Below are 22,017 nucleotides of genomic sequence, written 5' to 3'. Positions count from 1 at the left end.
CTGTCCGCCAGGTCAAGCCCGGTCGGTAAACGCGATACGCCGGCAATTTTCAGGTACGCCAAGTTGGGACAACAAAGAAACAACCTCCGACAGTGCTTCGGAGTTTCCGGACAGGTACCAGGTTGCCTCCTTAAATACCAGTGGCTCAGTCGCAGGCAAGGCTCGTAGTTCTGCAAGCCCATCAGCACTGGCAGGCAAGTAGCGATAATCCTCGAAAGCATCTGCCCATGATCGGCAATAATTTTCAAGGTATCGCTCCGAAAGTCTGTTCCTGATCCAGTACAATCTCACCGGGTACGGCCAATCCAGCGCTATAGCATGCTCAATAATACTCTTGGCTGCAGCAAAGCCCTCATCAACACAAACAAATACTGCTGGCCCCGGGTTGTTTTCGTTCAACGTGCATTCGCCGAAAGGGCCCTCCAGGCCAAGGACGAGGCCTTTTTTTGCGCGCTCTGCGAACATGGCATGTGCAGGCTCGTATCCGGGGGACAAATGAAACTGCAGCAACATGCCGTTGCACGGACAACTGGCCACCGTTGCCATCAGTAGCAGGCTGTCCAGATGCAATCGAACTGACTGCCCGGCCAGAAACCACAAGGTTCTGGAGCGCGGTGTACGCAGCTCTATCTGCAATATTTCTTCAGTCAGCTGCTGCACGCGATTGAGTTTCGCGCTGATCTGCTGAACCGGAACGTCAACCGAGCTGCGGGCCCGGCCCACATTCAAAACCACATCCTCTCCGCTATCCGAATTAATACCATTGCAACACATCAGGCATATGCCTGCGGCAGCCTCGTCACCGGATAGTGGCCGGTCAGCCTGGAACAAGGGAACCAGATTACCTGCCAGCAACCGCGCCTTGCACTTGCCACAACTGCCATTGTTGCACTGATAACGGACATTGGCGCCGGCGCGCAACGCAGCATCCAGCAAGCTTTCCTTGGGCAAGATCTCGAAAGTATGATTATCCGGTTCCAGCGTAATATTCATTTGGCAATCCTCACCGGCTTATCGGCCAATTTGTGCCGACGGTTTAACCGCCATTTATCGCCCGAACGCCGCCGAATAATTCGACACAGGCTGCCCGTTTTGGCAGCATAGGCTAGATTACCACTACAATTAATACGAGGAGGAGAACATGGCAGGAATCAACATACCAGCAACAACACTCAAGACCTTTTTCCAGTGGATCCAGGCAATTGGCTACACACTGGGCCCGGCAATCATCACCTACAACCTTGCGCATTTTCAAGTGTCCAAGTCCGGTTATTATTTTGTCAATTATCACAAGTATGGCCTCACTATTGGTGTACTGATGCTTGCCATCGCCATGTATATGCGTCGTAACAACAAGTGACCCGATACGTGGCCACTGCTTTGTCAGCCAGGCCTTCCCGTCAGCCGACGGGATATCCCCGGCTAGATCAATATCGCTCTCTCTGGAGGAACATAATGAAAACGGGTTGCTGTAACACAGGTTTTATGACGGGATTGATGTTTCTGTTCCTGGCCGGAACATCCATGGCAGACGAGACATCGACTGTCATTGCCGATGTCAGCATTGATAATTCGGTGCAAACAGCGTCTGGCTCCGCGCTTGTTCTCAACGGAGCCGGAATTCGCAAAAAAGCATTTTTCAAGGTTTATATAGGCGCACTGTATGTCAAGGAACGAAGCCAGGATGCCGGCAAGATATTGTCCGCCGATATGGAAAACCGCGTACTGATGCATTTTCTCTACAAGGAAGTTTCTGCCAGCAAATTGACCGACGCCTGGCATGACGGTTTCAGCGCCAACCTTCCCGAAAACGATTACAAAACGATGAAGCCGAGAATTGATCAACTGGCCGCAATGTTTCCTGCCATGAAAACCGGTGACCGCGCAGTTCTCGAGTATTCGCCGGACACCGGTACCACGGTCACCATCAACGGTCAGTCTCGAGGCAGTATTGCCGGCGCCGATTTCAACCGGGCATTGCTAAGTGTCTGGATTGGCGAAAAACCCATCACCGGTTCATTGAAAGCTGCCATGCTTGGCGGAAAATAAACGGGGCAATCGCTCGCTCCGGAAATTAATGCTGCAACGGGCCAACATGACCGGTACGACCGGTTATGCGGGCCCATAGTCGCGCCGAATGCAGCCAGTGGACATAGTAGCTTTCAGCCAGCACCTGCCCCAACAGGGTCGGGCCGGGCTCCAGCCTGGGCTCAGCCGCGCACAGTTCATGAGGGATACCAAGACTGTTCGCCAGGCCACGCGCCCTGGCGAGATGGTACCTGCTGGTAACAATCACTACCGGCTTGCGGGTTCTTTCTCCGAGCAAGGTGCGGGCATTCAGCATGTTTTCCAGCGTGTGCAGGGATTCCTGTTCGAGCAATATTCGCGATTCGTCTATTCCCGCATTTAACAGGTAATCTCGGCCGAGCCGGGCCTCGCTGATGGCAACACCTCGCGGCTTGCCACCCAGCACCAGGATACGGCTTTCCGGGTACTGCCGCGCCAGGTCTACGACCTTGTCCAGGCGGCGCTCAAATTCACGGCGCACATGGCGACCCAGCACCATAATCCAGTCAGCCGCTTCGACATGGTCAGGTGCGTTGCGGGCGATGAAATAGACCTCGCGCATACGGACCAGGAGAATCAATCCGCCTGTTAAAAGGACGAGCAGATTGGCTAGAACAAAACTGAAAAATCCTTCACGACCGAGACTGAAGGCACGAGTCCGCTGAAAGCGCGGACGTATAAATGCCTTGTAGAAACCAACCGGGTGCATCAATCTCGACGTCATGCGCCATCCGACCATTATGGTAATTCGCACAATATCCAGCACCGGACGAAAATGGCTTGGCCGCGCATGATCCTTGTAAATGGCTTCGATCGGAATGCTCAGACTGGTAATACCGAGACGCGCGGCTTTTATTAAAATTTCGCTTTCAAACACAAATCCATAGGCGCGGGTCTTCTTGATGGTCAGCTTCTTGAACAAGTCAACCGGGTACAGGCGAAAACCGGACTGGGAATCCTGTATCGGATAGCCAGCGGTCCAGGAAATCCAGAAGCTGGCAATACGGTTGGCATAGTATCGCTTGGCCGGAAATGCCGCCTTGTTGGCCATGCGCGAACCAATAATTATCTTGTCCGGATTGGCCAATGCTGCTTCGATAAATCGCGGGATATCCTCCGGTTCATGCTGACCATCGCCATCAAGGGTGATGACATAATCCAGGCCCTGTTCCAGTGCCCAGACGATACCCCGTGACAATGCCACGGCCTTGCCTTCATTTTCCGGGTTGCGCAACAACACCACGTCCAGCTTCTCGACAAGCTCAACAGTATTATCTGTTGAACCATCATCTATCACGACAACGTGATCACAATACCGGCGCGCCCGTAACGCGATATCGGCGATACTGCCAGACTCATTGTAGGCCGGGATGACAATGCAAAATTTTTTCACAGGATCGACAACTTGATATTGGGTAACAGCTCAGGGAATTCTGCAGTGATTGCTTGCGCGCAGTGTAGCGCATTACGCGACCTTGCCGAAACAAAACAAGTGCTACCCCGCCGGCGCCAGGAACAGGTTCTGACTGTTGCCCCGTTGTTGGGCAAGATACAGGGTTCTGGCCGCGCGTTTCAGCAAACCTTCCGGGTCCTCGCCGGGCACATACATGGTCAACACACTGGAAAACCCCGGTACCCGGTGACTGACCCCGGATATCTCAAACGCGAGTTCAGTCGCACGCTTTTGGAGTTTTGCCAGGGTTTTTTCGGCCCCGGCCCTCTGGGTGTTTGGCAACAGTACGGCGAAACGCTGCTCGTCATAACGCACTGCCACGTCATAGGCCCGCAGCATGGAAAACACTTCGCGGCCATAGGCTCTCAGCACCTCCTCAGCGGCAGCATCACCCAGGTCCCGGGTCAACCGCTCCAGGCCATCAACCCCAAGAATTCCCAGGGCGACGGAAAAACCGTAACGCTGGGCCCGACCCACTTCAGCCCGTAGTTGACGGTACAAGGTATCACGCTGAGGCAGGCCGGTGACCTGGTCCAATGGTGAATGCTGGGCTGCCTGGCGCACATGCTGCTCCAGTTGCTGCTTTTCACGCTCAACCTTCTCCAGCCAGCCCGAGGTTTCTCCCAGCTGCCCACCCAGCTGCCCGGCACCAGCCAGCAGGTCTTCCATGCCCTTGACCAGCAACTCTTTCAAATCCAGCAAGTCTTCTGCACTTTCGGCCAGTTTCAACGCACGCAGATTTGATCGTAACAGGCGGTTAAAACCATCATTGGCTTCAATGGTCTCAGCAATACGGTTCACCAGTTCATGCTTGGCCTGGCTTGAGGCATCGGCGCTATCCGGTTCCGCACTGTCGGCAACAGCATCCGCCGGGGTCCGGCTTTGCACCAGTTCTCCATGCAACGCCGGGCTGGCGCTGGTGGCAGGCTCCTGCCTGGGCAACGGTTGGGTGATGCCTACAGCCGGATGGTCCCGTGGCCCGGAGTCAGCGGCGGGAAGGTGGACCAGGAGATATTGCTGAATCAGTCGCGCCTTGACCCGGGTGACCGGGTTGGATCGCTTGTCGTTTGCGTACCGGCCCAGCACCGTGTGCATGAAACGGATGAAGTTACCGGCCACCGGCCCGTCGGCAACCCCATGCTTGGCCAGGCCGCGCTCAATCATCCGGTACAACAGGTCGCCGTCGACGGTGCGTTTCAGACCCTCGAGATGCACCCGGATATCTTCTAACAATAAGTCGGTGGTCTGATCCATGACCGGACTATAACAACTTTTCAGTGATTATCACTATGAAATCAGGCGGTTTCGGCACGTTCCGGCGACAGGCGCTGCTGTTCGCCGGCGACGATTTCCAGTGCCCCGGAGCCCTTGCGGGACGCACTCCTAAACGCTGTCTCCGCCCGGTGCAATAATTCATCAGGCGCGTCATTAGGATGCATGGTCGCAACACCACCATGAAACGACGGCAACACGATGGCGTCTCCGCCTGACTGGCTGCTTCGTGCTGCCCGATGCTGCGCCTCTTCCAGCGCCCTGAACGCACCTTCGGCCCCGGTTCCCGGCAACAGGATGCCGAACTGCAATTCACCAGTCCTGGCGACAATATCGTAGGCCCGAAATCGACTGATAACATTGTCGGCATAGACAACCAGTGCCTCGACCGCACCATCATCCAGGTGACCTGTCGCACCGAGGTCCAGCCCGATCAAGCACACTGACAAAGGATGCCGGAACCGCCGGGCCCGCTGCATTTCGCCATACATACGCCGCAGAAATGCATCCCGGTTCGGTAACCCTGTTGATTCATCAGTCTGGGTCAGCTCACGAACCTTGTTGATTTCTTCATGCAGCCACACGCTGCCACTGCGAGCGGTATCAAGAAACTCGTTTGCCTCGCTTAACTGTTGCATCAGCGCTTCCTGCCACTCGGTAATCTCGTCTATGGCCGCCAGTAATACCGGCCTTAACTCATCCACATCGTTTCCGGCATTCTTGTCATTAATTGCCAGGCGTACAGTTTTCAGGTTATTCAGGAAATCCCGGTTTTGTCTTTGGCTGTGCTCAAAACTCGCACGCAGATCATCATAATGCCGGTCCAGCTCCCGCCTTCCGGACTGGAGATCGGGCAACATCAGGTTCCGTGCAGACGGGTTATATCGCGCTTGCTCAGCTTCCATTTCGCGGGACTTTTCATTCGCAGCCTGGTTCCACAGTTCGACACTCGCTACCTGCGCTACAACGCCGGCCATGTCCGCACCCAGGCCCTCCAATCCAGGATCAGTTACCCGCCAATTCTGCGCCAGGAAAGGCGCCAGCCTTCGGCGGATCAGGCGCACTATCAGGCGGGTGGACGGTTCCAGGTCTTCACCTTGGCAGGAGCAGGCCAGTTCATGATCGAGATACTGGAGAAATCGTTGCTCAAGCTGCTGGCCAAAGTCCTCGCAAACACGCGAGCCACGCTCGATACGTCGATACACGGACTGGCCATCAGGGGTTTGCAGTAAACGGCGCATCAAGCCCAGCAACTGCTGCAGGCTGGTTCCACTATCTGCAAAGGTTTGTGATTCTGATGCCATAACTCGTTCCCTTGTCCTGGCCTGGTGTCACTTTAACTTCCCGGCAATATCGACACAAGCGCTCAGAACATGGCTACAGTCGCGCCATACACCTTGGTTTCATCTGTATCAAATGCGTAGGCGCAATCGAGGCGCAGATAGGTTTTGACAAAGGACTGTAACTTCCAGCGAAATCCAAGGCCGACGCTGGCCCGAACATCGCCAAGATCAATGTAGCGCGCATTCTTGTAGGCATTGCCGATATCAGTAAACACAACATAACGAAATGCCGGGTATCCCGGCCACGGCGCGAGATACTGGATATTGGCCAGGAAAAACGCGTTTCCGGTTATGCTGCCACGATCATAGCCGCGCAAGCGTGAACTGCCGCCAAGATCATATGTCTTGTTTCCATCAAGACTGGAAACACCAACTCGCCATTGTGTATTGATGTTCCTGTGAGGGGTGTCGGACACGGGCCGATAATCTCGAACAAATATCTCGCTGGTTGTTGCAGTTTCATCAGCACCGATTGTCTCCAGGGACTGCGATACATCATAACCAAACTCATAGCCGAAACGGCTAAACTCGGTTTCATGAAGCTGGTGGTATGACAATGAACCCAGCAGGGATACCATGGTACGATCGACAAGCACATCGGGATCACCGGATATATACTCGTAATCGGATTCGGTACGCGCAGCGCCAAATCCACTCAGCCAGCCCCGAGTCGCTCCGGAACGTGTCCACCAGCGCGAAATGCGAAGCCTGGATTCTGTGGTCTCTTCATCAAAGACAGACAACACGCCCAGGTCGCTGGTCGCCTCCTGCTCGGAATGCTCTATGGAGTACTTTAGATCAACGTTATAGAGCGTCTGCCTGATGCGGGGGTAGTCATAATCTATCCTGAATTCGTCACGATCATTCTGGGTATTATCGGAATACTCGGTTCGATCCAGGGTCATCCTGATCGTCTGGTTCAGGCCGGCTACGTTGTTCCAGCGCAGCTGCGCCCCATACTTGATGTCGCCGTCTGCGTTTCGATTCAACCGTGGTACCGGCAACAGGAACAGCTTTTCCTTGACGTCTATGATCAGCTCAACATCATCATCCACCGACCTGACGTTGACGGTCACGGATGAAAACAGACCGAGATCACGTATCGCCTGGGTCGATCGCTCAATTAACCCGGCATTAGGCGGGTCACCCACGCCCAAGAGCATTTCCTGCAAAATGATTTCTGGCCGGGTGACTTCATTACCCGTTATGACAATGTCGGTAATGATCGCGGAATCGGCAACAGGCGCAGTGTATGCCTCCAGGGCGGAAGCAGGCCAGGACAGGATCAATACGGGCACAAGCAGGATCACTGGCAGCATTCTCATCCCCAATCTCCCTGCCAGGGCTGGGCAGCAGGCTCCAGAAGCTTCGTCTTGCCATCATCCTTTATCAATATTATGGCTAACCGCATCACTTGTCGGCCGCCAATATTTCAGTTTCCTGAGCCCGGGACAAAGCCCGGAAACATGGTATGTACCCCGCACACGCTATTGGCACGCTGGTATATTCATTTCCAGCCAGGGCAGGCCCGATTTCATCGCCGCGCAGACAACGACCGACTCCGCCAGGTGTCTCCTTCATTATGGGATGCCGCCCGGATTTCATAACCGAAATCATAGCCCAGTGCCGACCCCGGTTAAAGCAGGGCGGACCTGGTAATATCGTTCAGATGCTAATGGAAATCAGGTTGTTCTATGGAATGGCGCACTGAATTCGTGCACCGCATCGACCAGCACTTTGACATTATCCGGATCCACGGCCTGATGGATACCGTGGCCAAGGTTGAATACATGACCGGTTCCGTTGCCGTAGCTTGCGAGAACCTGTTTTACTTCGTCACGGATTCGTTCAGGAGATGCGTACAACACAGACGGATCCATATTGCCTTGCAAGGCCACGCGATCGTTCACCATGGCTCGTGCAACGGCCAGGTCAGTAGTCCAGTCCACGCCCAGCGCATCACAACCACTGCCTGCCATATCCGCGAGCCATTGACCACCGTTCTTGGTAAACAGTATTACCGGGACCTTGCGGCCATCGTTTTCACGTGTCAGGCCACTGACAATCTGGCTCATGTAACGAAGCGAAAACTCCTTGTAATCGCGCGGGGTCAGGCTGCCGCCCCAGGTATCGAACACCATGACCGCCTGGGCGCCGGCCGCAACCTGTGCATTCAGGTACGAAGTAACAGATTGTGCAAGCTTGTCGAGCAGTGCGTGCATGAGTCTTGGCTCATCAAACAGCATGCGCTTGACCTGGGCAAAATCCTTGCTGCCACTACCTTCAACCATGTAGGTTGCCAGGGTCCAAGGGCTGCCGGAAAAACCAATCAGTGGCACACGGCCATCAAGTGCTGTACGAATGGTACGCACGGCGTTCATGACATAGCCGAGTTCGTCTTCCGGATCAGGTACAGGCAAACGGTCAATATCCGCCGCGCTGCGTACAGGGCGCTCGAAGTGCGGGCCTTCGCCCTTGGCAAAATACAGGCCCAGGCCCATGGCATCAGGGATGGTCAGGATGTCGGAGAAGAGGATTGCTGCATCAAGATCAAAACGCTCCAACGGCTGCAATGTGACTTCGCAGGCAAGATCGGCATTCTTGCACAAGGACATGAAATCACCGGCTTTTTCGCGTGTAGCCCGGTATTCCGGCAGGTAGCGTCCGGCCTGTCGCATAACCCATATCGGCGTGCGGTCTACAGGCTGCCTGAGCAGTGCACGAAGAAAGCGATCGTTTTTTAGTTCTGTCATTTGTCTTTCTCCGCATCCACACGCCAACTGGAACGATGAATGTTACTGAGCAGCTGGTATTAAACGAACCCCGGTTTTCAGGCCCGGATTGAGGCGGTCATGTCATGAAACCCAATCGACAATGACCCGCCCTTTATAGTGTGTGCAATGCTATCACACCTGGCATGCACTTTTAGCATGCCTTTGAGCGGTTCGTTCCGGAAGCTGGTTATACGCCCAGGTAGTCCAGAATACCTTCGGCTGCCTTGCGCCCCTCGTAGATTGCCGTAACAACCAGGTCGGAACCCCTGACCATATCACCACCGGCGAATACCTTTGGATTGGAGGTCTGGTAGGCGAATTCTCCGCTGGCCGGCGCAACAATACGATCACGATCATCAAGCTCAATCTTGTGTTTACCCAGCCACTCGGGCGGACTGGGCCGAAAACCAAAGGCAATGATCACATGATCGGCAGGAATAACTTCTTCGCTGCCCGCGACCGGCTCCGGGCGACGGCGGCCGCGCTCATCGGGTTCACCCAGTTGCGTGGTAACCACCTTGACGCCCTCAACCTGGCCATCACCAACGATTTCAACCGGTTGGCGGTTCCAAAGGAAATTGACACCCTCTTCCCGGGCATTGGCGACTTCACGTGCCGAACCGGGCATATTGTCTTCATCACGACGGTAGGCACAAGTCACCTTGCTTGCACCCTGGCGAATGGACGTGCGATTGCAATCCATGGCGGTATCACCGCCACCCAGGACAACAACGCGCTTGCCCTGCATATCAATACGATCAACGTCATAACCCATCAGGTAACGGGTATTGGAAACCAGGAACGGCAGCGCATCATAGACACCGTCCTTGTCCTCGCCCGGGAATCCGCCGCGCATGAAGTTGTACGTGCCCATACCAAGGAACACGGCATCATGCTTCTTGATCAGATCAGCCATGGAAATATCGGCGCCGATTTCCGTGTTCAGTACAAATTCCACGCCCATGCCTTCAAGCACTTCACGGCGACGCTTGATCACTTCCTTCTCCAGCTTGAATGCCGGTATACCAAATGTCAGCAGACCACCAATTTCCGGGTGCCGGTCATACACTACCGGTTTTACACCGTTGCGAACCAGGATATCTGCACAACCGAGTCCGGCCGGACCGGCGCCGACAATGGCAACCGTCTTGCCGACTGGTTGCACCGCTGACATGTCCGGACGCCAGCCGGAATCCAGCGCGGTATCGGTGATATATTTCTCCACCGCGCCAATGGTCACCGCACCAAACCCATCGTTCAGGGTGCACGCCCCTTCACACAACCTGTCCTGGGGACAGACACGACCGCAAATCTCGGGCAAGCTGTTGGTCCGGGCCGACAGTTCGGCCGCTTCATTGATATTTCCACGCGCAACCATCTCCAGCCAGTCAGGAATATAGTTGTGCACCGGGCAGCGCCACTGGCAATACGGGTTACCACAGGCAAGACAGCGTGCCGCTTGCGCTGCCGCGGATTGAACATCGAAGCCTTCATAAATCTCGGCAAATTCACGCTTGCGCGAGTCGGCTGGTTTCTTGTCCGGGTCCCGTCGTGGAATTTCCACGAACTGCATTACATTGACTCTACCCATAACTGATTTCCTAAACCCTTATGCAGCTTCACGACGCAAACATGCAAGCAACGTATCAAGATCCGCTGCTTTTGGCTTGATCAGCCAGAACTGGCTTACACGATCCTGAAAGTTTTCCAGGATTTCCCGGCCTCGTTCGCTCCCGGTATCGGCAACATATTCCTCGATCAATTCACGAAGGTGTGCACGATAGGCTTCCGTGTTTTCTGTGGTAATACGATGGATATCTACATCGACATTATGTCGGTCAACAAAAACATTGTTCTCGTCCAGCACAAAGGCAAATCCACCGGTCATACCGGCGCCAAAATTAACACCGGTTTCGCCCAGCACTGTAACAACACCACCGGTCATGTATTCACAACCATGATCACCAACGCCTTCAACAATAGCGGTTGCGCCGGAGTTTCTTACGGCAAAACGCTCACCGGCCCGGCCACTGGCATACAATCGGCCTCCGGTTGCACCGTATAAACAGGTGTTGCCGATTATGGCTGCTTCGTGACTGACAAAAGCACTGTTCTTGGGCGGACGGACCACCAGCTTGCCGCCGGTCATGCCCTTGCCAACATAATCGTTGGCATCGCCTTCGAGATACATGTGCAGACCACCGGCATTCCAGACTCCAAAACTCTGGCCGGCGGTACCGACAAAGTGCACGGTTACCGGTGTATTGGCCATGCCCTGGTTGCCATGATGCTTGGCAATTTCACCGGAAATGCGCGCACCAATAGAACGATGGGTATTCCGTATCCTGTAGCCAAATTCGCCACCGGTCTTGGTCTTGATCGCGGTACGCATATCGGCAAGCATTTGTTCAGCCAGCTCACCCTTGTCAAAGGGTTCGTTGCGAGGCTCAGTGCAGGTATGGGGCAACGAAGGATCCAGCCCGGCATCGGAAATAATGGCATCAAGGTTCAATCGCTTCTGGCGCGCAGTCTGGCCTTCAACAACACGAAGAAGGTCAACGCGGCCAACCAGTTCTTCCATGGTGCGTACACCCAGCTGCGCCAGGTATTCCCGCACCTCTTCCGCGATGAAACGGAAATAGTTCATTACCATTTCAGCCTCGCCACGGAAGTGCTTGCGGCGCAACACATCATCCTGCGTGGCAATACCGGTTGCACAATTGTTCAGATGGCAGATTCGAAGATACTTGCATCCCAATGCGACCATCGGGCCGGTACCAAATCCAAAACTTTCTGCACCGAGTATGGCGGCCTTGATCACATCCAGCCCGGTTTTGAGACCGCCATCAGTTTGCAGCCGCACCTTGTTGCGAAGGTTATTGGCCCGCAATACCTGGTGGGTTTCGGTCAAGCCCAGCTCCCACGGACCGCCGGCATACTTGACCGACGTCAGCGGACTGGCGCCGGTACCACCGTCGTAACCGGAGATTGTAATCAAATCGGCATAAGCCTTGGCAACGCCTGCGGCAATAGTGCCAACACCGGCTTCAGCAACCAGTTTCACGGACACCAGCGCGTCGGGATTGACCTGCTTGAGATCGAAAATCAGCTGTGCCAGGTCTTCAATAGAATAAATGTCATGATGCGGTGGCGGTGAAATCAATGCCACACCGGGAACGCTGTAGCGCAGCTCGGCGATCAACTGGTTCACCTTGTGTCCTGGTAACTGTCCACCTTCACCCGGCTTGGCACCCTGGGCAATCTTGATCTGCAAGACTTCGGCACTGCTCAGGTAGTGCGGTGTGACGCCAAAACGACCTGAGGCAATCTGCTTGATCTTTGAACGGCGATTGGTGCCATAACGATCAACCGCTTCACCACCTTCACCGGAGTTGGATCGACCGCCCAGTGTATTCATGGCCACGGCCAGCGCCTCGTGAGCTTCGGGTGACAGTGCACCGAGTGACATCGCTGCCGTATCAAATCGCTTGAACAACTGTTCTGCCGGTTCTACTTCATCGATACTGACGGCCTTGACGTCATCGCGCAGGGCGAGCAAGTCACGCAATACCATGGCCGGCCTGTTGTTCACGGTTGCGGCGTATTGTTTGTAGCGGGCGTAATCACCGGTGCGCACGGCTTCCTGCAACTCGCTCACCACGTCCGGGTTATAGGCGTGGTATTCACCATCGTGCACATACTTCAGCAAGCCACCGTGACCGGTCTGCTTGCGTGGATTCCAGGCATCACGGGCCAGTCGTGCCTGGTCTTCGTTGATATCTTCGAAGTTGGCACCTTCAACACGATTTGTCGTGCCGCGGAAACACAGGTCAATTACGTCACTACTGAGACCAACGGATTCGAACAGCTGGGCACCACGATAGCTGGCGACGGCTGAAATGCCCATCTTGGAAATAACCTTGTACAGACCCTTGCTGATACCTTTACGGTAATTATGCATGATCCGGGCAACGCCATCCTTGCTGCTGCACAGGCCGGCGGAAATCATGTGGCACAGCGTGTTGTAGGCCAGGTACGGGTATACCGCAGTTGCACCATACCCAATCAGGCAGGCAAAGTGGTGCGGATCGCGTGCTGTGGCTGTTTCAACAATAATATTGGCATCACAACGCAAACCGGCGTTGATAAGATGGTGATGAACGGCACCGGTAGCCAGCAAGGCATGAATCGGAAGCCTGCCCTTGGCAACATCACGATCAGACAGGATGATCAGCGTCTTGCCGGCACGCACAGCGTTTTCTGCCGCTTCACGCACGGCAATAATAGCGTCGCGCAGGCTGGCGCCTTCTTCATAATTCAAATCAATTCGTACCGATGCATAACGTGGATCCTTGAGATCCAGCAACTGGTGGAACTTGGTAGCAGACAGTACCGGTGAGTCCACGATTATGCGCTGCGCATGGGCAGCTGAATCCTGGAACAGGTTCAGTTCCCGACCGAAGCAGGTTTCCAGCGACATGACAATCTGTTCACGTAACGGATCAATCGGCGGGTTGGTTACCTGTGCAAACTGCTGGCGGAAATTGTCGTAAACGGAGCGCACTCGCCTCGACAATACCGGAAACGGAGTATCATCACCCATGGAGCCGACGGCTTCCTGGCCGCTCTCGGCAAGCACACGCAATACCTGGTCACGCTCTTCGTGCGTAACCATGAACATTTTTTCATAAATCGAAAGCAGCTCCGGGTTCATGGTCGCACTGCAGGTTTCTTCGTCCTGCAGTTGCGACTCTATCCGGTACACGCTTTCCTTCAGCCACTGTTTGTACGGTCGACGCGATTTCAGGTCATCATCCACGTCCTGCGGCAGAATCAGCTTGCCGGTTTCCGTATCTGCGGCCAGCATCTGGCCTGGCTTCAAACGGCCCTTGGTGACGACGTCTTCCGGCTTGTAGTCATAAACACCGATTTCCGATGCCAGGGTAATATGCCGGTCCCTGGTGATAACATAGCGCGCCGGGCGCAGGCCATTACGGTCAAGTGTACACGCGGCATAGCGTCCATCCGTCAAAACAATTCCGGCCGGTCCATCCCACGGTTCCATGTGCATGGAATTGTATTCATAAAAAGCGCGCAGGTCGGTGTCCATGGTTTCGACATTTTGCCACGCAGGCGGGATCAGCAAACGCATGGCGCGGAAGATATCCATCCCGCCTTCGAGTAATGCTTCAAGCATATTGTCCAGGCTTGATGAGTCGGAACCGGTCATGGAGACCAGCGGCCTGACCTGGTCCATGTCCGGAATCATCGGCGTTTCAAACTTGTGCGCCCGGGCGACGGCCCAGTTACGGTTACCCTGGATGGTATTGATTTCACCGTTATGCGCCAGGTAACGGAATGGTTGCGCCAGGCGCCACTGCGGCAGAGTATTGGTGGAAAAACGCTGGTGGAATACAGCCAGGGCCGATTCCATGCGCACATCACCCAGGTCCTGGTAAAACACCGGCAGGTTGGCCGGCATCACCAGCCCCTTGTAGGAGATCACGCGCGCCGACAGGCTAGGCACATAAAACGTGTTATCTTTTCCCTGGAGCTGTTTTTCGGCAACACGCCTGGCAATGAACAGGCGGCGCTCAAAAATGGCTTCTTCCATGTCGGCAGGCGCGTTGACAAACACCTGCTCGATAACCGGCATGCTGGCAAGCGCCTCTTCACCACAAGCCGATGGATCAACAGGTACTTCACGCCAACCACACACAACCAGGCCCTGCTCCACCAGTGCCTGGTCAAGTATCTTTCGGGCATGAATTGCCAGCTTGCTGTCCCTGGACAGGAACACCATGCCAACGGCGTAAAGCTCGTTCATAGTCCAGCCAGACTCTGAAGCAATTGCACGCAGGTAGGAATCCGGCTTGCCCAGCAACAACCCGCAGCCGTCACCGCTCTTGCCGTCAGCGGCAACAGCGCCACGATGTGTCATACGCCCAAGCGCATCAATGGATGTCTGCACCAGCCAATGGCTTGGCTTGCCATCCATCTGGGCCATAAGACCAAATCCACAACTGTCTTTTTCGAATTCCGGTCGGTACAAACCGCCGCAGAACTGTTCTGCCTTCTTCACGTACTTCACCCGATGCTTGTTCATTCAGATTTGTTGTGCCCAGGCTTCGTGCCTGATCTGGGCCCGGCTCTCGTGCCACCCCGGGGCTGCTGATTTCAGCGATAGCGTAACGGCGCCCTGTCGCCAGGCACCCGTGGCCAGGACAAAGGGCGGGGCATTATACAGCCCGATTCCAGGCTATTCAAACCAGCAAAGGCGAAGGGAAATGCAAAGTCGATTGTCAAAAGTATCGAAAAAACAGAAGGTTATGGAACAGGGGATGCTTTAGCTGTCCGCGGACGGATCAAAAACCCGCTGGTATTCTCGAATTGCGTAGCGATCGGTCATGCCGGCGATGTAATCAGCGACGACGCGGGCGCGCTGAACAGCGCCGGATTCAGCAGCACGCCCCGGGGTTTCCCTGTGCAAGGCCTCCTGGTATTGCGGCGGCATAATTTTCGGGTCTTCAAAAAAGGCGGCAAATAACTGCTCAATCACACCAACAGATTTTTGTGTCATTCTTCGGACACGAAAATGGTTGTACAGGTTGGCACGCAAGAACCGCTTGAGCACAGTCATTTCCTCGCGCACCTCATCACTGAACGCCATTAATGGTCCGGGCGCACTACGCACATCATCAATACTGTTTGCACCTGACTGGCTTATACGCTGCTTGCTTGTCTCAACAAGATCGACAACAACATGATTAATCATGCGACGAATGATTTCATGCACCATTCGCCTTGAGGAGATCTGCGGATAGCGTTCATTTACCTCACGGTAATGACGGTCGAACAATGCCACTTCGCGCAACTGTTCAATGGTAATCAGGCCATAGCGCAGGCCATCATCGACATCATGATTGTTGTAGGCGATTTCATCGGCCAGGTTGGCCAGTTGCGCTTCCAGTGATGGCTGCTGTTTATTGAGGAAGCGCTCACCGATATCGCCAAGCAACCTCGCATTGGCCAGGGAACAATGCTTGAGTATGCCCTCGCGTGATTCAAACGTCAGGTTCAGTCCGGGAAAATCAGCATAGCGTTCTTCCAAAACATCCACCACCCGCAATGACTGCAGGTTGTGCTCGAAGCCACCGTAATCCTTCATGCAGGCGTTCAGGGCATCCTGGCCGGCATGCCCGAAAGGTGTGTGGCCAAGATCATGTGCCAGGGAAATTGCCTCGACCAGGTCTTCATTCAGGCGCAACGCCCGGGCCACGGATCGGGCGATCTGGGCAACCTCGATAGAGTGGGTCAAGCGGGTTCGAAACAGGTCACCTTCGTGGTTTACAAACACCTGGGTCTTGTATTCCAGTCGTCGAAACGCGGCGCTGTGAACGATGCGGTCACGATCACGCTGGTACTGGCTGCGATAAGATGGATCGGGTTCAGCATGCTGGCGACCACGACAGTTGGCATCAGTTGCAGCACAGCAATGGAGCTCGCGATCACTCATAAATCAGACCCGCATATCCTCTAGTGTCTGGCGCAGGTACTGCTCATCGTATTCATGCGTCAGCACTGCGTTGGCCAGCCCCTTCAGCAAGACCAGCTTGATCTGGCCGGCTTCCACTTTTTTGTCCACCGCCATTAATTCAAGCATGCGCTCGGCTGACAACGCCGTCGGTGCGCGCACCGGCAAACCGGCTTCGGCAATCAAGGCCTCGGCACGATCGCAGTCGGCATCAGTCAACCAGCCCATTCTCCTGGACAGGTCATTGGCCATCACCATGCCTGCGGCCACGGCTTCGCCATGGAGCCATGCGCCATACCCCATTCCGGCTTCAATGGCATGACCAAAGGTATGCCCGTAGTTCAGTAAAGCGCGATTTCCTGATTCCCGCTCATCTGCTGCCACTACTCGCGCCTTGTTGTCACAAGATCGGTAGACAGCCTCAATAACCGAGTCACTCTGGCGATTCATCAGCCCGGACATGTTGACCTCAAGCCATTCAAGGAAATTCAGGTCACGGATCAGGCCATACTTGATAACTTCCGCCAACCCTGCGGACAACTCGTTGTCAGGCAACGTCTTGAGGGTTTCTGTGTCGATAACAACGCAAGCAGGCTGGTAAAACGCGCCGATCATATTCTTTCCAAGCGGATGGTTCACACCGGTCTTGCCACCTACTGACGAGTCCACCTGGGACAACAACGTTGTTGGTACCTGGATAAACGGCACGCCACGCATGTAACTGGCTGCGGCAAACCCGGTGATGTCACCAATAACACCGCCACCCAGCGCTACCAGTGTCACCTTTCGATCACAGCGATTTTTCAGCAGCGCATCAAAGACAAGATTCAGCGTGTCGAGATTTTTATACTGCTCACCATCGGGCAAGACGATGGACAGGGGGTTCCACGGCGCCAGGGTTTCCAGCAACCGGTTGAGGTAAAGCGGGGCCACTGTGTCATTGGTGACAATAGCGACCCGCGTTCCCTTGACGTGCGGGCTGAACAGTTCTCGCTGATTGAGCAGGCCGACACCAATGTTGATGGGGTAGCTTCTTGGACCAAGATCCAGGCTTAGTGTCTTTGTATTGGCCGCTGTCATGAGTCCGCGCCTTGTTCCAGCTGTTTGACAATCTCCCTGGCCACGGATTGTGGAGATCGGTTGTCGGTATCAATAATATAATCCGCCTCTTGCCTGTATAGAGGATCGCGCACCGCCATTAGTTCCTCAAATTTCTTGCGCCTGTCCGTGTTCTGCAATAAAGGTCTGTTTTTGTCGTGGCGCGTACGCTCTACCAGGGTATCGATGGAAGCGGCGAGGTAGACAACAGTGCCGCGACTATGCAACATGCGGCGATTGTCTTCGGCCAGCACGGCGCCGCCGCCCGTGGCCAGCACCAGGTCTTTCAGCCGGGTTAATTCGTCAATTATGCCGGTTTCCCGCTTGCGAAACCCGTCTTCGCCTTCGATTTCAAAAATCAACGGAATCGAGGCACCGGTTCGGGATTCCAGTTCCTTGTCAGCATCAAGAAAGGTTTTCCGGGTCATCCCGGCCAAGTGGCGGCCAATGGTGGACTTGCCCGCCCCCATTGGTCCAATCAGAAATATATTGCCCGGCATATTCATGCCGGGCAGATATGCCAGTAACCGCCGATGAAATCAAGCGCAGCGATTATTGGGCGCCGGCCATATCGGACAGGATTTTCGGAGTCAAAAATATTAAGAGCTCCGTCTTTCTGTCAATAAGATCTTTGCTCTTGAACAACCAACCCAGCAGTGGCAAATCGCCGAAAAACGGGACCTTGGTATCGGTCGCATTCTTGTCCAGCTCGTAGATTCCGCCAATGACCACGGTCTCGCCATTATCTAACAAGACCTGTGTTTCGATATCCTTGATATTCAGCAAACCCTGCTCGGCGTCAGCAAAATTGTCCTTGCTGACGTTGACATCCATGATGACACGGTCGTCCGGGGTAATGCGTGGTGTTACTTCCAGCTTCAGCACGGCTTTTTTGGTCACTGTCGTGCCAACACCCAGGACACTTGTGGTAAAGACGAGTTCCTGGCCTTGTTCAATTTTCGCCTTTTGCCCATTGGCGGTGACAATGCGTGGACTGGAAATAATCTTGCCCTGGCCTTCCTGCTCCAGCGCCGACAGTTCCAGTGACAACAGGCTGCCGGTTCCGAGCTTGGCCAGAGTCAACGCAATGGAACCGGCTGCGGCCGGCCCAATACCGGCGGACGGGAGATTAACGTTCAACCCGTCGTCAAGCCCAAGCATCGATTGCTGGTTCACGGTCGTACCGCCACCAGTATTGTTACTCTTGACGCCGAACCTGGCGCCCAGCGTCTTACTGAAAGTATCAGTCGCTTCTACCAGTCGACTCTCAATGAGCACTTGTCGCACCGGCTGGTCCAGCTTGGCAATTAGTTTACGAATCTCCCGGATCTTGGCCGGCGTATCCTGAACCAGTACCGAATTGGTGCGCTTGTCCGTAGTAACCTGTCCGCGCGGCGACAGCAATGAATTACTGTCCGTGCTCTCCTTGGTGATCGTAACACTACCACCCCCAAAAGCCGGGTGTCCGCCGCTGCCGCCCGTCGCGATCGCTTTTACTGATTTCAGCAGTTTGGCGATGTCCTCCGCCTTGGCATAGTTGACCTGGATGAGCTCGGATTGCAGTGGCTCCAGTTCCACAGCGGCCTTGGCGGCCTCATACTTGGCCTTGTCCTTGGAGGCGATTTCTTCCGCTGGGGCAATGGAAATAACATTTCCGGTCTTGCGCATACCCAGGCCCTTCGCATCCAGGATCAGGTCCAGCGCCTGGTCCCAAGGCACATCTTTCAGGCGTAAGGTCAATTCACCCTGAACGCTGTCAGCAACGACAAAATTCAGTCCGGTGAAATCAGCGAGCACCTGCAGCGCGGCGCGTGCCTGGATATTCTGGAAATTAAGAGACAGCTTCTCGCCACTGTAGCCAAATTCATCTTTTTTCTTGTCTGCCTTTTCAAGTATTGGCTTCACGTTCAGCGTGAACACGTTACCGGTCTGGTAGGCGAGATGCTCAAACTTGCCGGTAGGCATGACTACCATGCGCGTATTCGTGCCTCGGGAAAACACATCAACCGTCTGGACCGGTGTAGCGAAATCTACTACGTCCAGTCGACGCTCCAGTCCGGGGGGCAAGGAAGTGTTCAGAAAGTCCAGAACGATATCACCGGACTGTTCCTTGATATCAACTCCGGCAGTAGGATCGGACAGGGTGACAATCAACTTGGCATCGCCCAGTTCGCCGCGGCGAAAATCAATATTCTGAACCTGGTAACGGCCCGGTGCAGCACTGGTGAAATGACGAGACGTATTGTCCGTAGCCGAAGCAATCTTGCTGGTCGGGCTATCCAGCGTAATAACCAGCGTGTTATCGACAATATCCTGCTCATAACCGACCGGGTTGACCAGATTCAGTACGACACGTGTACGGTTATCAGCCTCAATAGCCTTGACACTCACCAGGGCGCCGACGCCCACCTTGAGGCTGCTTTTCCCTGGCGCAACACCGGTGCCCGGAAAATCCAGGGCAAGGCGCGCCGGGTTGGTAATTTTAAACGCGCGCGGCACGACCGGCTTGCCAGACATTTTCATCCGCAGCTGAACGCGTGATCCGGGCAATGTTGTAAAGCTCATATCCTCGATGGTCAGCGTCTCTGCCCGGGCAGATAGTGAAATACCCATTGCCAGTAGCAAAGCAATCAGGCGCACAATCCTGAAGCCGAAAAACCCAAGCATATTGTCTGCTGTCTGTATCGCCATGGCGTTACCCCTTTGATTATTCCTCTATACTCAGATTGGCTTTACGCTTGATCCAGTCACCCAGCGGATCCTGCACTGTTTCGATCAGGTCCACCTTGCCTTCGCTAATGCGAACGATTTTTCCGAAATTTTCACCCAGATAATTTCCCACCTGCGCCTTGTGTACGGTACCGTCAGGCGCCTGGACGATGACCCACGATTGACTTCGACGCTGCATGGTACCGACCATTTTTAACGCATCCAGCGGGTACTCTTCCAGGGGCTCGCGACGGCGATTTCGATCGGGACCACCTTCCTTGGGTTTCATATTTCCGCGCGGCCGCAGATTAAACGCTGCAAAAGGATCCACCTTGTCCTGGGCGGCATAGGCAAAAACTTCGTGGGTTTTCACTTCAGGTATTGGTTCTACGCGTGGTTTGCGATCCTTGTGTGCATCACGAACAAACACACGCAAGTCATCCATACCATCGCTGCTGCAGCCTGCCAGCATGGTAACAAACAAAATAAATCCTATGCGGCGCATTATTGCTGTCATTTGCGCGCCCCTCGTCTGCCTTTGCCCTTGGTATCTTTCGCTTTCTGTGCGGCAATTTCACCCTGATCCATATAGCGATAAGTTTTGGCCTTGGCTTCCATTATCAACTTTTCGTCTTTGTCGGCCCTGATGGCGATATTGCCAAACGTCACAATACGGGGCAGGGCCGCTACATCACTGACAAATGACGCCAGTTCATGGTAGGTGCCACGAACCTTGATACTGATTGGCAGTTCCGCATAAAACTCGACCGGCCGCTCGCCCTCGGGCTTGAATAATACAAACTCCAGGCCACGACCAAGACCGGCCTGGGTGATATCCACCAGCAAATCCGGCACTTCTGCGGAATCAGGCAGCTGCCGCAACAGAGAGCCGAAGGTCAGTTCCATTTCCTGCATTTGTTGCTTGTAAGCCGGCAAGTTAATAGCCAGGGCCTTTTTGTTCAAATACTGGGTCTTTAGGTCCTGTTCCTGGCGCTCAATCTGCTCCAGTTGCTCGATTTCACCCTGGATCAGGAAGTACCAGCCCAGAAACAAAATCAGGATGCCGATAGCTGCAATACCTACCATCTTCACCGGCAACGGCCAGCTGGACGGATCGTTGGGATCAATATTTTGCAGATCTTGCAGATTCATTATCGCTTACCCTTTTGTGGTGTTTGGGGTTTTGCGTCTTCTTCTGCACCGAGCTCTTTGGCTGACTTGTCAGTCTGAACCACGGTCAAATCGAATTCACTGATCCTGTCGGCATTCTGCTTTTTGACGTTGATTATCTTGAGAATCGGCTGGGTGAACCAGTTGGATTCATCCAGGTTACGCATCAATGCCGACACGCGGGCATTGGATTGGGCCACTCCCTTCAGCGTGAAATTCTTGTCTTTTTGGACGACGGAACTGAAATACACACCTTCAGGCAACTTCCGGACAAATTCATCGAATACACGAACAATTTGCGTACGCGCGCCCTGCAACTGGTAAATAATATTCATACGCGAAATGAGTGCCTGACGCTGTTGTTTCAGCTCCTTGATCTCGGCAATTTGCTTGTCGACCTTGGTAATCTCATCTGTAAGGTACTTGTTACGCATCTGCTGGTTTTCAATCAGGCCGCTTACATGCAGGTGTGCATAAAATACCAATGCGGCCATCAATATTGATACAAACGCCAGCACGCTCAGGAGCTGGCGATCCATCTCCTTGCGACGTATTTCACGCCATGGTAACAGGTTAAGAGTGGTCCTCGTCGCCATA

General features: G+C 54.4%; 17 protein-coding genes. 2 read left to right on the top strand and 15 right to left on the bottom strand.

The window, feature by feature from the left end; translation table 11 throughout:
* Positions 1–12 precede the first annotated feature (12 nt).
* Positions 13–993, bottom strand: coding sequence for a 2Fe-2S iron-sulfur cluster-binding protein (locus tag OEZ10_05570; protein MDH5632448.1), 981 nt, complete (start codon positions 991–993; stop codon positions 13–15).
* 148 nt (positions 994–1,141) lie between these two features.
* On the opposite strand from OEZ10_05570, the gene OEZ10_05565 reads away from it, so the two are divergent.
* Positions 1,142–1,360 carry a hypothetical protein gene (locus OEZ10_05565; GenBank protein ID MDH5632447.1) on the top strand — a complete coding sequence of 73 codons (219 nt, stop codon included), beginning with the start codon at positions 1,142–1,144 and terminating at the stop codon, positions 1,358–1,360.
* A 125-nt stretch (positions 1,361–1,485) separates the two neighbouring features.
* The gene (locus OEZ10_05560; GenBank protein ID MDH5632446.1) at positions 1,486–2,049 is read left to right on the top strand and encodes a chalcone isomerase family protein; all 564 of its coding nucleotides are present in this window, start codon (positions 1,486–1,488) and stop codon (positions 2,047–2,049) included.
* 25 nt (positions 2,050–2,074) lie between these two features.
* Here the strand turns inward: OEZ10_05560 and OEZ10_05555 are convergent, their stop codons facing one another.
* From OEZ10_05555 to OEZ10_05490, 14 genes are all read right to left on the bottom strand, one after another.
* On the bottom strand, positions 2,075–3,460 hold the full coding sequence (locus OEZ10_05555) for a glycosyltransferase (GenBank protein ID MDH5632445.1): 1,386 nt from the start codon (positions 3,458–3,460) through the stop codon (positions 2,075–2,077).
* Between the two features lie 102 nt (positions 3,461–3,562).
* Positions 3,563–4,774, bottom strand: a complete 1,212-nt coding sequence (locus tag OEZ10_05550; GenBank protein ID MDH5632444.1) for a diguanylate cyclase — start codon at positions 4,772–4,774, stop codon at positions 3,563–3,565.
* A gap of 41 nt (positions 4,775–4,815) precedes the next feature.
* The gene (locus OEZ10_05545; GenBank protein MDH5632443.1) at positions 4,816–6,096 is read right to left on the bottom strand and encodes a GGDEF domain-containing protein; all 1,281 of its coding nucleotides are present in this window, start codon (positions 6,094–6,096) and stop codon (positions 4,816–4,818) included.
* A gap of 62 nt (positions 6,097–6,158) precedes the next feature.
* Complete coding sequence (locus tag OEZ10_05540) at positions 6,159–7,460, bottom strand: BamA/TamA family outer membrane protein (GenBank protein MDH5632442.1); 1,302 nt, start codon at positions 7,458–7,460, stop codon at positions 6,159–6,161.
* Positions 7,461–7,817: 357 nt separating this feature from the next.
* Positions 7,818–8,888 carry a uroporphyrinogen decarboxylase gene (hemE, locus tag OEZ10_05535; protein MDH5632441.1) on the bottom strand — a complete coding sequence of 357 codons (1,071 nt, stop codon included), beginning with the start codon at positions 8,886–8,888 and terminating at the stop codon, positions 7,818–7,820.
* A gap of 208 nt (positions 8,889–9,096) precedes the next feature.
* Complete coding sequence (locus OEZ10_05530) at positions 9,097–10,500, bottom strand: FAD-dependent oxidoreductase (protein ID MDH5632440.1); 1,404 nt, start codon at positions 10,498–10,500, stop codon at positions 9,097–9,099.
* 18 nt (positions 10,501–10,518) lie between these two features.
* Positions 10,519–14,991 (bottom strand): glutamate synthase large subunit, encoded by a 4,473-nt coding sequence (gene gltB / locus OEZ10_05525; protein MDH5632439.1) that lies wholly within the window; start codon positions 14,989–14,991, stop codon positions 10,519–10,521.
* Between the two features lie 264 nt (positions 14,992–15,255).
* Entirely contained in the window at positions 15,256–16,425 is a 1,170-nt protein-coding gene (locus tag OEZ10_05520) for a deoxyguanosinetriphosphate triphosphohydrolase (GenBank protein ID MDH5632438.1), read from the bottom strand.
* A gap of 3 nt (positions 16,426–16,428) precedes the next feature.
* A complete protein-coding gene (gene aroB / locus OEZ10_05515) occupies positions 16,429–17,523 on the bottom strand; it encodes a 3-dehydroquinate synthase (protein ID MDH5632437.1) in 1,095 nt (364 codons plus the stop codon).
* Positions 17,520–18,047 (bottom strand): shikimate kinase AroK, encoded by a 528-nt coding sequence (gene aroK, locus OEZ10_05510; GenBank protein ID MDH5632436.1) that lies wholly within the window; start codon positions 18,045–18,047, stop codon positions 17,520–17,522. Before aroK ends, aroB begins: the two co-directional genes overlap by 4 nt.
* Before the next feature lie 46 nt (positions 18,048–18,093).
* Positions 18,094–20,232, bottom strand: coding sequence for a type IV pilus secretin PilQ (gene pilQ / locus OEZ10_05505; GenBank protein MDH5632435.1), 2,139 nt, complete (start codon positions 20,230–20,232; stop codon positions 18,094–18,096).
* Positions 20,233–20,248: 16 nt separating this feature from the next.
* On the bottom strand, positions 20,249–20,767 hold the full coding sequence (locus OEZ10_05500) for a pilus assembly protein PilP (GenBank protein ID MDH5632434.1): 519 nt from the start codon (positions 20,765–20,767) through the stop codon (positions 20,249–20,251).
* The gene (locus OEZ10_05495) at positions 20,764–21,402 is read right to left on the bottom strand and encodes a type 4a pilus biogenesis protein PilO (protein MDH5632433.1); all 639 of its coding nucleotides are present in this window, start codon (positions 21,400–21,402) and stop codon (positions 20,764–20,766) included. Before OEZ10_05495 ends, OEZ10_05500 begins: the two co-directional genes overlap by 4 nt.
* Entirely contained in the window at positions 21,402–22,016 is a 615-nt protein-coding gene (locus OEZ10_05490; protein ID MDH5632432.1) for a PilN domain-containing protein, read from the bottom strand. Before OEZ10_05490 ends, OEZ10_05495 begins: the two co-directional genes overlap by 1 nt.
* Position 22,017: the final 1 nt, after the last annotated feature.

This window comes from Gammaproteobacteria bacterium (assembly GCA_029880545.1).
GTDB lineage: Bacteria > Pseudomonadota > Gammaproteobacteria > Acidiferrobacterales > SZUA-150 > JAOUOD01.
Note: the sequence above shows the minus strand (reverse complement) of the source record. Positions and strands in the feature narration are given on the sequence as shown.